The 16,254-nt window shown below is 40.8% G+C and carries 13 protein-coding genes; 1 reads left to right on the forward strand and 12 read right to left on the reverse strand.

Annotated elements, in window-relative coordinates; genetic code table 11:
• Nucleotides 1-72: 72 nt before the first annotated feature.
• The 10 genes from AB447_RS12000 to AB447_RS12045 all read right to left on the reverse strand — a co-directional run bounded on the left by AB447_RS12000 (nucleotide 73) and on the right by AB447_RS12045 (nucleotide 12,368).
• The gene (locus tag AB447_RS12000; RefSeq protein WP_048353958.1) at nucleotides 73-816 is read right to left on the reverse strand and encodes an SDR family NAD(P)-dependent oxidoreductase; all 744 of its coding nucleotides are present in this window, start codon (nucleotides 814-816) and stop codon (nucleotides 73-75) included.
• The gene (locus AB447_RS12005) at nucleotides 810-1,985 is read right to left on the reverse strand and encodes a sialidase family protein (protein WP_048353957.1); all 1,176 of its coding nucleotides are present in this window, start codon (nucleotides 1,983-1,985) and stop codon (nucleotides 810-812) included. Before AB447_RS12005 ends, AB447_RS12000 begins: the two co-directional genes overlap by 7 nt.
• 12 nt (nucleotides 1,986-1,997) lie before the next feature.
• Nucleotides 1,998-3,410, reverse strand: coding sequence for a sodium:solute symporter family protein (locus AB447_RS12010; protein WP_048353956.1), 1,413 nt, complete (start codon nucleotides 3,408-3,410; stop codon nucleotides 1,998-2,000).
• Between the two features lie 500 nt (nucleotides 3,411-3,910).
• Nucleotides 3,911-4,666 (reverse strand): class I SAM-dependent methyltransferase, encoded by a 756-nt coding sequence (locus AB447_RS12015; RefSeq protein ID WP_048353955.1) that lies wholly within the window; start codon nucleotides 4,664-4,666, stop codon nucleotides 3,911-3,913.
• Between the two features lie 159 nt (nucleotides 4,667-4,825).
• Entirely contained in the window at nucleotides 4,826-4,948 is a 123-nt protein-coding gene (locus AB447_RS12020) for a PhrK family phosphatase-inhibitory pheromone (RefSeq protein WP_048353954.1), read from the reverse strand.
• Nucleotides 4,948-6,057, reverse strand: coding sequence for a Rap family tetratricopeptide repeat protein (locus AB447_RS12025; RefSeq protein ID WP_048353953.1), 1,110 nt, complete (start codon nucleotides 6,055-6,057; stop codon nucleotides 4,948-4,950). Before AB447_RS12025 ends, AB447_RS12020 begins: the two co-directional genes overlap by 1 nt.
• Nucleotides 6,058-6,414: 357 nt before the next feature.
• Nucleotides 6,415-7,740: an FAD-dependent oxidoreductase gene (locus AB447_RS12030; protein WP_048353952.1), complete on the reverse strand. Its 1,326-nt coding sequence runs from the start codon at nucleotides 7,738-7,740 to the stop codon at nucleotides 6,415-6,417.
• Between the two features lie 412 nt (nucleotides 7,741-8,152).
• Complete coding sequence (locus tag AB447_RS12035) at nucleotides 8,153-9,001, reverse strand: PRD domain-containing protein (RefSeq protein ID WP_057957584.1); 849 nt, start codon at nucleotides 8,999-9,001, stop codon at nucleotides 8,153-8,155.
• A 29-nt stretch (nucleotides 9,002-9,030) separates the two neighbouring features.
• A complete protein-coding gene (locus tag AB447_RS12040; RefSeq protein WP_048353999.1) occupies nucleotides 9,031-10,497 on the reverse strand; it encodes a glycoside hydrolase family 1 protein in 1,467 nt (488 codons plus the stop codon).
• A gap of 5 nt (nucleotides 10,498-10,502) precedes the next feature.
• Nucleotides 10,503-12,368, reverse strand: coding sequence for a beta-glucoside-specific PTS transporter subunit IIABC (locus AB447_RS12045; RefSeq protein WP_048353950.1), 1,866 nt, complete (start codon nucleotides 12,366-12,368; stop codon nucleotides 10,503-10,505).
• A 1,034-nt stretch (nucleotides 12,369-13,402) separates the two neighbouring features.
• Between AB447_RS12045 and AB447_RS12050 the strand changes: the two genes are divergently transcribed.
• Nucleotides 13,403-13,828 carry a very short patch repair endonuclease gene (locus tag AB447_RS12050; protein WP_048353949.1) on the forward strand — a complete coding sequence of 142 codons (426 nt, stop codon included), beginning with the start codon at nucleotides 13,403-13,405 and terminating at the stop codon, nucleotides 13,826-13,828.
• A 246-nt stretch (nucleotides 13,829-14,074) separates the two neighbouring features.
• Here AB447_RS12050 and AB447_RS12055 read toward each other — a convergent pair whose 3' ends face one another.
• Nucleotides 14,075-15,247 carry a type II restriction endonuclease gene (locus AB447_RS12055; protein ID WP_048353948.1) on the reverse strand — a complete coding sequence of 391 codons (1,173 nt, stop codon included), beginning with the start codon at nucleotides 15,245-15,247 and terminating at the stop codon, nucleotides 14,075-14,077.
• The gene (gene dcm, locus AB447_RS12060) at nucleotides 15,234-16,220 is read right to left on the reverse strand and encodes a DNA (cytosine-5-)-methyltransferase (RefSeq protein ID WP_048353947.1); all 987 of its coding nucleotides are present in this window, start codon (nucleotides 16,218-16,220) and stop codon (nucleotides 15,234-15,236) included. Before dcm ends, AB447_RS12055 begins: the two co-directional genes overlap by 14 nt.
• Between the last annotated feature and the right edge of the window lie 34 nt (nucleotides 16,221-16,254).

Raw genomic sequence — 16,254 nt, forward strand, 5'->3', positions numbered from 1 at the left:
TCCAAAGACATCCTTTTTTGGTTTTATAAAAATACTCTCTACAAAAAGAAGCCCCTAAAGGGCCTCAAATTTTCAATTCATATACGTCCCGCCATTCACATTAATCGTTTCCCCTGTTATAAAGTCAGACATATGTGAAGCCAGGAACAAAACGGCATCTGCGACATTTTGCGGAGTGCCGAGCTTTTGCAGCGGGATTTTGGCTGAAACTTCCTGGCGGTATTCATCAGTCCACTGCCGGCTCATGTCGGTTTCGACGGGCCCGGGGCAAACGGCATTTACATAAATGTTATGCGGCGCCATTTCTAAAGCCAGATGCCTTGTCAAATAATTAACGCCTGCTTTTGACGCGCCGTATGACGGGGCGGCATTCCGATGGGCGGTTTTTGCTGCCGTGGAACTGATATTGACAATTTTCCCGTATTTTTGTTCTATCATAAAAGGCAAAACGGTTTTGCAAAAATACAGCGTTCCATTTAAGTTAACATCCAACACGTTTTGCCAATCGGTTAATTCCATTTCCAATGTTGAACTGCGCATATTGATGCCTGCATTGTTTATAAGAATATCGATCCGCCCGAATGCGTCGATCACCGTCCTCACAACGTTTGCGGCGGTTTCCGGTTTTGCGGCATCGCCAACTAGAATGAAGCATTTCTTCCCGAGCTTCTCAATCTGCACCGCTAATTCATTCAACAGCTCACGATTTGTTCCGTTAATGACGAGAGAGGCGTCATTTTTGGCTAATGTCAGAGCGATGGCCTTCCCAATCCCTCTGCTCGCGCCTGTCACGATCGCGACGCTGCCATTCAGCATATTCGCTTCACCCATTCTTCCGAAATGCTGACGTATTTAATCGTTTGTCGAAAATAAGTAAATGCCACATGGATCTGTCCGTCCGGGGTTTGTTTTATCGTCGGATAAGAATATTCTCGATTCAGCTTATCCTTCGAGTTATTTGTCATCGCGTATCCATCGCCGACTTCGATATTTTTCATGTGTGGCCATGTTTTGCCGTCGTCTTCCGAGATTGCGATTGTCATCGGCGCCCGTGGAGCTCCCCAGAAAGCTGTCCGCCCTCCCTCAGTATTTTCATAAACATCAGCACCGCTGTCGTCTTCGATTTCGTCGTATAACGATGTCCTGCGTTCTGTACAGTTCTCAGCGTTCATATGATTGTAAACTAATGCAAGATGGCCATTATTCAATTTCGTGAATTGAATAGAGGAATTGTTGTTGGGCAATTCCGTCGGGACAGGCTCAGACCATGTCCTTCCGTAATCGGTCGAATAGCTGCTGTAAATATGGTCGGCCCAGCGGCTCCGAAACAATGCCAACAGCGTTCCATTTTCCAACGTGTCCACATTCATATGAACGCATCCTAAACTATTAGGAACCTCGTATTCTTCCCATGTTTTCCCTTGATCCTTCGAAATCTTGACAGCGCTGACGTCTTGATCACCCGTCCATTTCTTCCCTTCAGACGTGCGGCAATAAAAAACTGGCAACAGCCATTCCCCGTTATCCATGACAACGAGCGGCTGCCGAATAAAAGTGCCCGGTGTGTCAAACAACGTATAAATCGGCCCCCACGTATATCCACCATCTTCTGAGATGCGATATCTGACAATCGCCGTATCCTGGTTTCCTGATGTTTGAGCCGTGTATAACAGCCACAGTTTTCCGTCGGGCGCATGAAATAAAATAGGATTTTGCTCGGATCGGGTTGGATCATCAGAGACTTTTACGGCTTTTGTCCATTGTTTTTCTCCTTTTTTCAATCTTGACATGTAGATATGAATATCTGACAGCCCTTCCTGCGTCCCGCCAAACCATACGCATAATAAATCTCCGTTATCCAACGGCAGCAGGTTGGCCGCATGGTTTTGCACACAGTCGGACGGGAGGTATGCTTCGACACGATGCGAATCGATTTGTTTTACTGTTCCGTCAAATGTAATGTTGGATGTTTTCAGATTGTCCATTTGCCTCACTCCTTATTTCACTTCTGCAGATTCGACCTTTTGAATGTCGCTGCCCCGGGGTTTCCCGATCATTCGATCAATGATCATGACGATAAACGGCGTAATCACAGCAATGTACATATTATCGATCCCAAACGGGTTGTCCAGAAGCCACCACACCGTTGTCCCAACTCCCGACGCTGCGAGTCCTATAGTCGCTCCCCTATTGGAGCTAAAAAACGGCAGATAGAATCCCATCGCCGCGACAACGGCAATCGATGTTCTTAGGGCCCGCGTGAAAAATGACAACGCTAACAATTCAGGCGCCAAAGCGACGCCGAGCAATGGTATAATGCCGACGACAACTGATATGATGCGCGTCATTCTCAATTGTTGTTCTTGAGAGGGCTTTGCTTTCGGAACATAAAAATCTTCGATAATCAATGTCGTCGTTGCCAAAGCCACTGTTGAGACGCCTACAAAAATCGAAGCTACTAAAGAGGTCGCCACAACTGCGCTCAATATCGGGTTCATATGCTGCATAAAGACGGGAAATGCATAAATCGGATCGATGTCTGGATATAAATAGCGCGCACATACGCCGATCAAGCCGATGGCAAGCGCAAGCGGCAAGCATAGCGCTGCAGCATACAAACTCGATTTTTTAGCATCTTTGGCGCTTTTTGATGATGTGATCGCTTGAATAATAAATTGAGTCGAGAAGATGGCGCCCATATTGCCGATCAGCCACGCGAATATCGTACCCGCGCCGATCGTTCCATCCCACGTAAAGTAATGTTCCGGAAGCTTTTCCATGACCGGATTAAAGCCGCCGCAAAGATACAATGCAATCCCGACCGTTATCATCACCCCGGCATACTTCACGACCGAATGAAGAATCGTGACCCAGGCAACACCCTTCATTCCGCCGAACGCAAAGTAAAACGTGCTGACGATCGCTGTAATGATGGCGCATGTCATAAGAGGAAGACCGAGCAATGAAGAAATCGCAGCAGAGCCGCTAAGATAGTTTCCCAGATTAACCAACAGAAGGGCGCCGATCATGATAATCGAAACCATCACCTTCGTCGACTTGCCGAATTTTTGCTCGATAATGCTTGAGATGGTAAACTTTCCAGTCCCGTAAAACTTGTTGACCAAGAAGAAAGAAAAGAGGAAAAACGCGATCGTGACAGTAATCAGCGACCACGAAGAAGCAATCCCTTCGGTAAACGCCGACTCAGCCGTTCCGACCGTCGACTTCGTACCGATAAACTCAGACATTAATAAAATCCCGACTACAATCGCGGGCAGCGATTTTGCCGCATTATTAAATTCGGCATTTGATTTGCTGCGAAGCCTGATCGTCAGCCACGTCGTAAACAGTATATACACGACAATGACCGCTAATATGAACGTGATGCTTGAAGCGCTTAATTCTCCCATTGCGGTTCCCCCTTTGCTTGCAGATGCTTTTTTAAATCCCCGTTATTCCCCTGATTTCAATGTTGAAATGCCCCCTCCGAAAATAAAGCGCTTTCAATTTTACAATGAGAAAACATCTAATAAATACAACCGCAACACTGTAAGAATTCCACTGCCTCCTTCTTAGACCACTCCGTTTATTTTTAAAACACATCCCCCTTGTTTACATTTACAAATATGATTATATAACCCAACTGTTTACTTTATCAACACTATTTTATAAGAAAATTTAAAAAATCCAAAAAAATAAATATATTGTTTTAAAATTAAACAATTGGATTCTATTCAAGGCAACAACACATTCCATTTTGATGGCCGATTAACATTAACAGCTGAAGTTCCACCGTTTTTATGTTCACCAGTTTGTTTTCAAAAGAAAAAGGCAATGAAAAATCCATTGCCTAGAGTTCTCGTTTTAGAATTGTATGGCTAAATAATCGCTGTATTCATTTCACTAATGGTCATAGCGCTTCGGCTAAAATGAAAAAACGGTGCTGCTTCACTTCAAAATAACCCTCTCGTTCGATCATTTTATGAATGGCGTACAATTCATCCTTGTACTGATTCATATCAAACCCCGGCGCCTGCCAAGGGATGGCTTTTAGATAATATACCAAAGCCCCAATATCATAAAATCTTTGAATCGGGAACTCTTCCGCGCTTTTTAGAACCTTAAAACCATTTTCCTTTATCTCTTTTTCAGCGTTCTTTAAGTCCCAATCTAAATACTCAGCATTGATCGGTGCGCTAAGTTTTTCATTAATACCATTGCAATCGAGCCCGCCGACTTGTTGGGTTAGAAACTTTCCCCCTTCTGAAATAACCCTCCTCACCTCTTGAGCCGAAAATGACTCATGTTGATTGATGACCAGGTCGAATTGTCCGGTCGCAAAAGGAAGAGCCTCATCATCAACTTGAACGACTGTAACCCCTAAAGGCGTCAATCGTTCCTTTGCGACAGGCACATTAGGCAAATAACCTTCTGTAGCATATGCTGACGGAGGAAAAGGCCCTAATTTGGACAAAAACTCTCCTCCGCCTGTTCCCATATCCAACATTGATGTGGCATCTTGAATAAGAGAAAGCGCCATGCTTCCATATGACCATGAGAGAAGCCCGCTTGTCATTCTTCCTGTTCGGGTAATAAATGAAAAATCCCAGCCGACAAAAGGTTCATCTGCATGTTTTAATAACGAAAAAAATGTTTGATCATTCATTTTTCATCCCTCCAATTCGTTAAAAGATTTCATACGCCTTCATGCATTGGAGGGCCTCTTGCAAATGTGAAAGGTTGTTATGTTTCGTATTCTCTCGATTTCACCGTTGATGACACCTCTTTTCCTTATTGCAAAAAAAGAAGCCCTAAAAGGACTTCATTAACCCCCGACAGGCAATTCCGCTACTTGAACACTTCCTGACGCCGTATTATGGCTCTGGGATAAAGCAGCACCGCCAAAGATCACAGCTGTTAACGACAAGCAAAGAATGATTTTTTTCATTACAATCCCTCACTCCCTAATGATCTCATTTTGTTTTCAGCTTTCATGGCTATTTTAACAAATTCTAGTGCTTTCTTGTAATCTCCTTTGTCTTCATAATAGCTTGATATGAGTAAAGAAAGGTCGTAAACGCCGTCTAAATCGTTCATCTCGTCTAAGGAATGGATGTCATCTTTGATGCTCCCTACGTTTTCACGACAATACAGTTCATATATAATATTTATTTTCTTTTCATAATGCTTATTCCCGTTTTTCTCTAATTCCTCTTGTCCCTTTTGATAATAGTAAAGAGCCGCTTCTGTTTCGCCGATTTTGAAAAACTCTCTGACCAGCATGTAAAGAGAGTTAATGTAATAACTCGATTCACGCCACTCTGGATTGCTCAACGCGTGCTGTACTGCCAGAATACAATCCTGGGATCGATCTGAATTGGAATAAAGAATGCTGATATTGTGGTGAAGCATCGCCTCTAAAAATGGATCGCCAATCTCCTTTGAAATTTCAATCGATTCCGCGAAGTATTTCTCTGCGTCTTTAAAGCGCTGCATCTGCATATAATTTGTCCCCATGACAACCTGAGAAATCGCCAGCTTCTTTTTATACCCGTCATACATCTTGTAAATATTCATCGCATCTTTTGCATAATTGAGTGAAACCGCATTTTGCCGGAGAGACATGTACAGCCAGGACACTTTAAAATAAAACTCAGCCGCTTCAATATCATCGGGAATCTTCACTAATTTTTTCTCCGCAACCTTATAAAGACTGATCGCCCGCTCAAAATTTTTGTTATAGGCTTCGTGCATCGCCTCAAAAAAGTAAAAATAGTAATCGATCATATCATCCGTCTGTTCGATACTCTTGATTTGCGAAGCGTTAAAATAAGATTGGCGCGGCAAACGTTCTCCCCTTGCATCATAAAGCATCATCCGGTACCGCTCTTCAAGAAGCGAAAAGTAGGCCAGGACATTTTGGTTTTCTTCCATCTCTGTAAACAGCGACTTAGCCCTTTCAAAAAACGTTTTTGCCTGTTCAATATCGTGCTTTTTAATCGCCAAATGGAATTCGTTCAAGACACCCGCTACAACTTCAGAAGCGACCTTGTTCATATCAAGCCCCCTCATTTCATTTAAGATTGTTGTTTATCTTTAACATGATCGTATCATATGTGTAAATTTTTGTAATGTCCTTTTGTCAATTAACGAGAGATTTTTGTCAACAATTCGGTTTAAATCCAACATAGCGCAACTCAAGAAAAAAGAACTGCTATATAACCGGTCTTTTTGATATTTACTTTTCGTTTACCTGAGGACGCTGTTTCATTATTTCTCAATTTTGCGCTGAAAAAATTCTTTTTCCTGAAGTGGCTGCCCGTTCATTTGCCTGTCTTGTCATCTCATCAGTCCGCTCAGCGCCGGCAGATCATCCGGCTTCTTCCAAGACCGAGAGCCGAGACAGCAGGAGAATCATTTATGCCGCTGATGAGTAAGTATCGGGAATAGTACTTTTGGATGAAACAGATGAAGAGGGCTTCTGATAAGATTCATCACTCTAACTAATCGAATATATATTTCCGGATCAGAAGCTGAAAGTTCATAAACCTTTTTGCAGTACCATTGCTTAAATGGCTGAACAAAAGTTCGTTCCCCTTTAATTTCGGGATGACGAAGAGCCTCTGTTGTCGCCATTTCCCAAGGAACATTGATAATGTTAGAAATCCGCTTATGAAATCTTTGACCAAACCCCTTGCAAGCTTTCTTAGCTCGGGAAAGAGAAGCTTGCAACTCTAAAGCCTGCATCGCTGCAACAGAAATTCCCTGTCCGAAAAGAGGATCAAAACGGCAATGAGCATCACCGATGATGCAGAAACCTTCCGGCATGTTTTTGGCTTGATCAAAACGGCGTCGCACTTGAGCGGGAACTCGATATATTTTAATGTCGGAAAGAGGTTCTGCTCCCTCAAGAAATTGAAGAACATCAGGAACGGGAAGTCTTTTTGCGTATGAAATAAACTCATCATCTGTTTGTGGCGGAGATGCATTAGCATATCCGCTGAACGTGACAGAAAATCGGTTTTCTTCAAGCGTTTGAATATAGGCGCCGTAAGGGTTATCGGGAAAGCTCGGTGATATAAGAAGGTTGTGCCATTCGAGATGTTCTTGTTTTTGATGAGAATAAAAACGGGTCGCATAAAACAATTGGATCTTCACTTTTTCTTCCTTCACTTTTATATCAAGTGCTCTCAGCCAATCTGTACTTTTAGAAGCGGAACCGCTGGCATCCACTACTAAACCGGCAGCCAGTTCTTCTGCGAGGCCCGTTTTAAGGAAACGTACTCGGACTCCTAGAACGGTATGGTCATGCTTGTTTACTAACAGCTGTTCCACCTTTGTTTCATATAGAGTAGTAATATTGGGAACTTCTTCGACCCGTCTTTGTAAATGCCATTCAAACATCGGCCGGCTTTGCTGAACCATAGGAAAATCTCCAGAAAACCGTTCTTTCCAATAACCAAAATGGTGCCATTTCAGATCGTTTGTAAAATCAGTGATGATGCTGCCATCTTCTATTAATTGAGACATGATCCCCGGAAACAACATCTCAATCGCTTCTTCCCCTCTTTTCAATAGAACATGAGGGTGGTGGCTTTGAGGAACTCTTTTTCTAGGCGCTTTTTCTTTGTATTCTTGATCTGCTTCTACGATGATGACTTGCTGAAAAAAATGAGACAACGCTTTAGCAGCTAATTTACCGGCAATCCCGCCGCCAATGACCACAGCTTTTTCCCGCATATGATATCCTCCATTTGTTTTGTATAGGCATGGCTGAAGCAGCCAGACAACGCACTTATTACAGCTTAAAAACTTTCAAGATCTTTTCCTCATGAATCACCGTAACATTGATTGAATTTCATAATCGCCATTTTCCCTTGTCGGCGACTTCTGTCAGCAACTTCTATATGGATCATCCAGCTTGCTTTTTTGCTATAATCTTTTGCTGTTTGGGGTAGATCGCTTTTCCTCCTGATGTATAAAAACATGATATTGGTAATTTAATTAATCATTAACAATTATATCCTAGATTGATGCAGGGATAAATTACCGGCTTTATGAACAAGCATTACAGAACGCCCTATTGAAACATCAGGCTTTCAAACAAAAGAAACCACTCGCCTTCCACAAAGGCAAGTGGTTTAATTATCATTTATTTTAATTGTTGATAAGAAATCAAACGATGGATATGGACAGCCAAGTATGTCAGTTCATCATTCGGAATGACGTTTCCGTGTACCTGCTTGATATAATCCTTAATTTTGAAAGCTACATCCATTGCTTGCGGATATAAATTAGCAATTTGCTCAAATAATTCATTCTCCTGATTTCCCAGCAATTTATCAGCATAAAACCTTTCAACGAAAAATTTAACGTGTGTGATAAATCGGCTGTAATGAATATTCTCTTGATCTAATTTCATGTTTAATGTGTAACGGACAAGGTTCACAATACTCCCGATCATTTTTGCATATTTCATTCCATCTTTTGATTCTGTCTCTTCACCTAATGCATTAATTAAGTGGAACGCAATATTTGCCGCTTCTTCTTTCGGTAATTGGATCCCAAGTGTTTCATTGATGAGCTGCAGCGCATAATTCCCTGCCTCAAACTCTTCCGTATAGTAGTTTTTAATTTCCCAGTAGACGCGATTCGTAATATTGATGTTCTTTTTATAACGCTCTACTGCAAAATTCAAATGGTCCATTAATGTGAAGTATACGCCGGAATTTAGCTTTGTTTTTAGTTTTTCTTCTGCATGCTGAACAATTTGCTGGGTCAATTCAATAAATTCTTGCGGCATTGAATCTATCAGTTGGAGAAATTCCTTTGCCTTCATATTGTCTACTGACATAAACACTTGATCAGCTTGTTTTTCTTCAATCATATTCCCGGGCTTTTGCCCGTAACCGATGCCCCTGCCGCATAAAACCATCTCCTGTCGATTCTGATCCACAGCCAGTACCACACTCGAGTTTAAAACTTTTTTTATTTTAAACATCGCCATCACCTTTTCATGAATGCGGTTTTTTAGTCTAATACTTCTCCATTTGACTCGATCACTTTCTTATACCAGTAGAATGAATCTTTACGTGAGCGCTTCAATGTCCCGTTGCCATCGTCATCTTGATCAACATGGATAAATCCATATCGTTTGGACATTTGAGATGTTCCCGCACTAATAATGTCAATGGATCCCCAGCTGGTATATCCGAAGAGATCTACACCTTCTTCAATGGCTTCTTTCATCTGACGGAAATGCTCTCTGAAATAGTTAATACGATAATCATCATGGATCGATCCATCGCTTTCAACAACATCTTTCGCACCCATGCCGTTCTCGACAATAATGAGAGGTTTTTGATAGCGATCATACAATTCAATGAGCGAAATTTTTAAACCGACCGGATCGATTTGCCAACCCCAATCTGTTGCAGGCAAATATGGGTTTTTCACACCGCGAATCGTATTGCCATCTGTTTTTTCCAGCCCTTCCTGTGCAGATTCTGTCAGGGACATATAGTAGCTAAATGAAATGAAATCTACCGTATGTTCTTTCAAAATGGCAAGATCGTCCGCTTCCATCTTAATATTGATATTTTTTCGTTCCAGCATGCGTTTGATCAATGGCGGATATTCGCCAAACACTTGAACATCTGCATAGAAATAGTTATCGAGGTTTTGCTTCAGTGCACGTTCAACATCATTCGGATGACAAGTGTGCGGGTAAGTCGTAAGTTTTGTTAGCATACATCCCACCTGACTGCCTGGAATGATGCGATGACAATCTGCAGTCACAAGAGCGGATGCCACAAATTGATGGTGCAATGCTTGATAAACCGTTTCCTCTATTTTTCCTTCAGGACAGCGGTCAGGAATGATTCCCGCTGTAATGAAAGAATGGCGGTGTATACTGTCTATTTCATTAAAGGTAAGCCAATATTTCACAACATCTTTATAGCGTTCAAAACACACATTGGCGAATTTCACAAAGAGGTCGATCACTTTTCTTTCAACCCATCCATTGTATTTCAGACTAAGTGCTAATGGCATTTCATAATGTGACAGAGTCACGATCGGTTCAATGTTATGTTTTTTCATTTCTTGAAACAGACGGTCATAAAACTGAAGGCCTTTCTCGTTCGGCTCAGCTTCTTCCCCTGTCGGGAAAATTCGGCTCCATGCAATCGATATACGCAATGTTTTAAAGCCCATTTCTGCAAAGAGAGCCAAATCTTCTTTATAGTGATGATAAAAGTCAATCCCTCTGCGCTTCGGATATTTTTTTACGTCCGGGTCCTTCATTGCACGATCAATATTTTCAGAAGAAACAGCAAGGTGTCCTTCGTAATCTTCTACACTCAAATCCGAACGGTACATGGCAATATCTGCAACAGACGGTCCTTTTCCATCAACATTCCAAGCTCCTTCTGCCTGGTTTGCGGCAATCGCACCGCCCCATAAAAAACCTTTTGGAAATCCTTTTGTCTTTGTCATCATGATTACCCTCCTAATTGTGTAACAACCATCAACGTATCTTGACGATTGACCTCTTTTAATTGCGTTACTTTTATATCATATTGATCCGTATTCGTAATAACTGCTAGTGTAACTGGATCATAACCTGCTTCCTTAATTTTTTCCAGGTCAAATTGAATGAGCAGATCACCCGCTTTGACTTTGTCTCCTGCTTGCACCAAAGGTTTAAAGAACTTGCCCTCTAGCTGAACGGTGTCAATCCCTATATGGAAAAGAACCTCAACTCCATTTGCTGTTTTCATGCCGAGCGCATGGTTTGTTTCAAAAAGAAGGGAAATCTCGCCATCTATCGGTGCATATAGTTCACCCTTTAAAGGAATAATGGCAATTCCTTCTCCCATTACCTTTGAAGAAAATATGTCATCTTCTACATCAGATAGTGAAATCATTTGACCGGTGACTGGACTTTTGAACGTCTCATCTCCGCCTAGTTTTTCAACGAAAGCACCTCGCTCTGCTTCTTTTTTCTTTTCTTCTGTCTTTCGATCTTTTCCTAAAATAAAGGCAGCAGCAAAAGCAACAACAAATGAGATGGCAAAACCGATAACTGCAAACATGAAGTTGCGTGGAAGCTCGTCAGATATGAACATCGACATACTTGCAAGACCAGGTCCAACAAGAACAAACGCTTGAAGTCCGACAAGTCCAATGAAGATGCCGCCAATGAAAGAACCGATCATGACACCGCCAAGCACACGTTTATTTTGCAGTGTCACCCCGTATAATGCCGGTTCGGTAATGCCAAATAATGCGGAAATCCCTGCAGAAATGGCAGTTGAACGAAGTACTTTATCTTTTGTACGAAGGGCAATTGCGAAACACGCCCCGCTTTCGGCGAGATTGTGTGCAAGTGACGCAGGCAAGTAGAGTGCTTCTTTTCCGAGATTGCCCATTGTTGTTACAGCGTAAGGCACCATCGCTTTATGCATCCCTGATGCGACCATAAATGGAAGGACTGCTGCCAGGATCGCAACCGCAACCCAGCCCACTTTGTCAAACATAGCAAGGATGAGTGCTGTGAAGCCTTGCCCAGCTGTAAAACCGATTGGTCCCAGCAGCAGGAGAGTGATCGGAACTGTAATAACCAATGACATCATCGGTACGAAGAAAATTCGGATGGGTTTTGGCGAAATACGAGTAAACCATTTTTCCATCTGTGCATACAACAGGACAGATAAAATCGCCGGAAACACCTGATAGGCATACGCAATATTTTTCAAATCAAATGAAAATAATTGAGCGCCTTCTGTCAGCATAGCCGTCATGTTTGGTAGAATAAGAGCGCCGACTGCCGATAATGCAACAAGCGGATTCACTTTCAGTTTATTGGCTGTCGTCACGGCTACCAGCAATGGCAGGAAGTAAAGCGGCGCATCGCCAACCATATTTAAAATCTGATACGTCTGCCCTTTGGCATCCATTAATCCGAATAACGAGAAGAGGAGGAGAAACGATTTTAAAATCCCTCCGCCCGCAATAGCTGGAACAAGCGGTTGAAAAACACCGACAATGAAGTCCAATAGTACAGTCCCCGCTTTTCGCTTTTCCTTCGGCTGATTGGAAGACCCGTTTTGTCCAGCAGGTGATCCGCCGAGAAGGCCGGTCAATTTCTCATAGACTTCGATGACATCGTTTCCAATCACAACCTGGCACTGTCCCGACATACGGACAGCGATGACACCCGGTGTTTTCTCAAGTGCCGGTACATCCGCCTTGTTTTGATCAATCAATGTAAAACGGAGTCGTGTCGAACAATGCTCCAAGTGGGCTATATTCTCTTTACCGCCTACATGCTGCAATACGTCTCTTGCTGTTTGTGTATAATTCACTGTTTCTCCCCCTTTTCTGAAACATGAGACCTATATTTAGACAATAAAAAAAGGACCTAAACCGACAAATTAAAAAATTTATCAGTTTTAGATCCTGCCTGCATGACCAGTCACATGTCTAATTTATCAATATTGGATTTGATTAAAGTATATATCGGTTTTATGAAAGCGTCAACATTTATTTTGTTTTTTTGGAAGAAGGAAATTTCTTGGTCGAATGGCCTGCAATTTATTCTCAATGGCTATCATAAACATCTTCAAGGACCCGCAAATCGTGCGCAAAGGCTCCAGGGTTACAGACACATGAATTACACGCTTCGGCTTTATCTCAATCATCGTTCGCAGCAAAGCATTATCCGACACCACTCCTCAAGCAACGAGAAGTAACGAGTACATTCTAATTCTCTTTCTTCTCGAAAAACATTAACTTCGCCTGTTCAATATTTATGCTTTTTAATTGCCAAATGTAATCGTTCAACCACCTCCGCAAGCACTTCTGAACCGATCTTACTCATGCCGAGAACCCGTCTTTCCCTTTAAGATTGTTATCTTTCTTAAAATGATCTTATTATATGTGTAAATTTTTATAATAACCTTTTGTCAATTAGTGAAGTGGGTTATAAATGGATGACACGAATGCAATAGAAAAATATACACTTACATGTTGATTTTTTTAATGCTCTTAATATAAGAAATTAGAATATTAATAAAGATTTTATTGATTATTTGCCAAATCCTGTTGGAACTGAAACACATTCAGCATTGTAATGCTCCACCAAAAAAAATTACAATATTCGTATACCTAATCTTATATACAGAATACATTTAGAAATGATTATGATTTTTCCGATACAGATCGAATTCCTGTCTTGGAATCTTAAATACCAAAATATTTAAAGATTACTTCAATCTAAACTATTCATTAGAGACAAGACCTTAAAAACTACGGAATTAAATGCAGACGCAACATATTTCCTGTCTATCATTTGTTTAAAGAGGCTACTATTAACTATGATTATGGAGGGGAAGAAAATATGACAGATGTAATGTCGAAAGAGCAAAGAAGAAAAAATATGCAGGCAATTAAGTCTATTTCAAAACTTGAGGAAAAAGTTTCACGAGAGCTTTGGAAGAGGGGAGTCCGTTTTAGAAAAAATACTAAGACCTTGTATGGGAAACCCGATCTTTCAATAAAAAAATATAAAGTGGTTATATTTATTGACTCTTGTTTTTGGCATTGCTGCCCATTACACGGAAATGTGCCAAAAACAAATATAGAATTTTGGGAGAAGAAATTAACGCGCAATAAGGCTCGAGATGAAGAAGTTAACAGATATTACATAGAAAACGGATGGTATATTAAAAGAGTATGGGAACATACAATCAAAACTAATCTAGATAAAGTAGTGGACGATATTGTAGAATTTATCAATAATGCAAAAGGTAATAGTAACAACTAATTCACCTTCTTTTTCATGATATCTAATAAGTTTAAAAGTGAAAAGACTCACCAAGAAGGCGCATTATATAAATTGAAAAACAATTTTTATACCAATAAAAACAGTTAGGATCAATATAGCAGGATAGTTGCCATTAGCCTTGGTAACATCTTTTTAAAAAAATAGAGCAATTTGTATACAAATTACTCTACTAATCTATGAGATTTTTAAATTGGAAAGTTCTCGTATCAATTTAGAGATTTAACCTCAGCTTGAATACTTTTCACGTGCATATTCAATAAATTTATTTACAGTCCATAACCGTCCCCGATATTCAGAAGGATAGAGTGAATGATATGGTTCCGGGACTACCAGTGTTACTTTTTCATCCGCCATCTCATCCAGCTGGTTTGGAGATATTCCCTGTTGTAACGTTAACAAATGCTTTACTTCTATTCTGTCTGCCTCATTCAGTATTTGTCTCCATCTGTCCTTACAAGTTGTTTTTGCACCTAAAAATATAAGTTTATCCTCCGGGAAAGATATATCAGCGTATGCAGCATTTGATGGCAGAAGAAAATCGGGTTTCTTGTTCCCCTCGGATTGTCCAGGATGGGAGAACGGAAGAACAAGGGAAGAAAACAGAAAATCAACATGATGTTCCAATGATTTTCCCGCCCTGCTTTTTCTTCTATTTAAAGCACTCTTGGAAAAAGCAAGTAGAGACTCCAAATCATTATAACAAAGCTGATCTTTATAAAGCTCCCTCTCAATCTCCCGAAAAACACTGTATTCCGTTTTTATCCACTCCAAAATTATCCTGTCTGAGGAAAATTCTCTTTTTTTATAGACCTTTTTATGTATTTCCCTTGCTGCTTCTGCGAGTCGTAAAGTATCTGGGAAATATTTAAACGTTGATGCAGCTTTTTCAATTTCACTTTCTAATTTTTTTGTTAATTCCAGATCCGAAACTCTGCCCTCATTATAAACTGCATTGTTACTTATTAAAGATAAAGAAAAAGAGTCGATAAATTCTTCAATATCCTCTTCAGTCTCCAAAATATGCACCTGAAAATTTTTAGACTCAATCGGAATAAAAATAATTAGATTACCAACTTGTTCCGCCTTATTAAATGGTGAATTGCTCCAGAACCTTGTAATTCGGTACTCATTCCTTGTTCCTTTGCCATAGTAAATTACCCTGCTATCAAAAGGAGTATAGCCATCAAGGTGTATTTTAACCCACTTGTCTTTGTTCTCTCCTTTCACACCTTTCTCTTCAAAAAAAATATTCCATGCCGATTTTGCAATATAAATACCAACTTGGTGTGCACCTGTTAAATCTACATCGTTTGCAGATATAAACTTACAGTAAAAGCGGCCAAATTCCTTGGCGGCCTTGATTGCATTGGTCAGTTTAACTGACTCATTTTGTTGCATACTCCAACCGACCCTCTTTCACTCCTACCAGTATTTCGTTCCGTTCAATAGCCTGTATCATTTTTTCAGCGATTAAGCTAACTACCGGAACCGCGACACTGTTACCAAACTGTTTATAAGCAGCAGTATTGCTTACTACAATCTTAAATGTTTCCGGAAATCCCTGCAACCGGGCACATTCTCTTGGGGTCAATTTTCTTGGATTTTTGTCATCCCCTTGGGGGATTAAGATCTCACTTCCATCCTTATAATAACGTGCAGATAGTGTTCTGGTATATGAATTTAGATCGGCAAGGCCGTAACCAAATCCGTTACCCTTCTTACTGTGCTTTTCCTTGTAATCCTGAAGATATTTCCAAAGCTTATCACTGAGAGTATATTTTTCATCAACATTTTTTTCAAGTATAGTATACAGTGCAGGTCCCTTATTAGGTATTTCCGGAAATTCGAATCTAAGAGGATTTTTGAAGCCTACTATATAAATGCGTTCCCTGTTCTGTGGGACAAGGCCTTTTGCATTTAAAACTTCAGCATAAACAGTGTAGCCCAGTCCTTCCAATACATTCATAATCACCTTAAATGTTTTCCCTTTGTCATGGCTTTTTAGGTTTTTTACATTTTCCAATAAAAAAGCCTGCGGCTTTTTTTCTTTAAGAATACGTGCAATATCAAAAAATAAAGTTCCCTGAGTCTCATCCAGAAAGCCGTGTTCCCGGCCAAGACTTTTTTTCTTGGAAACACCTGCAATACTAAACGGTTGACAAGGAAATCCTGCGAGCAATATATCATGATCCGGAACATCTTTTTCGTTAACTTGCCGGATGTCACCAACAGGTTTTTCCCCGAAGTTTGCTTCGTATGTCTCCTGTGCCTTTATGTCCCATTCACAGGAGAAAACACATTCACCATAAGGTTCAAAGGCTGTCCGGATGCCCCCAATACCAGCAAACAAATCAATAAATCTGTATAACATAAATCCTCACCTCCGAACACTTGTCCTATAAGCA

It is taken from the genome of Bacillus glycinifermentans (genome assembly GCF_001042475.2).
Lineage (GTDB): Bacteria > Bacillota > Bacilli > Bacillales > Bacillaceae > Bacillus > Bacillus glycinifermentans.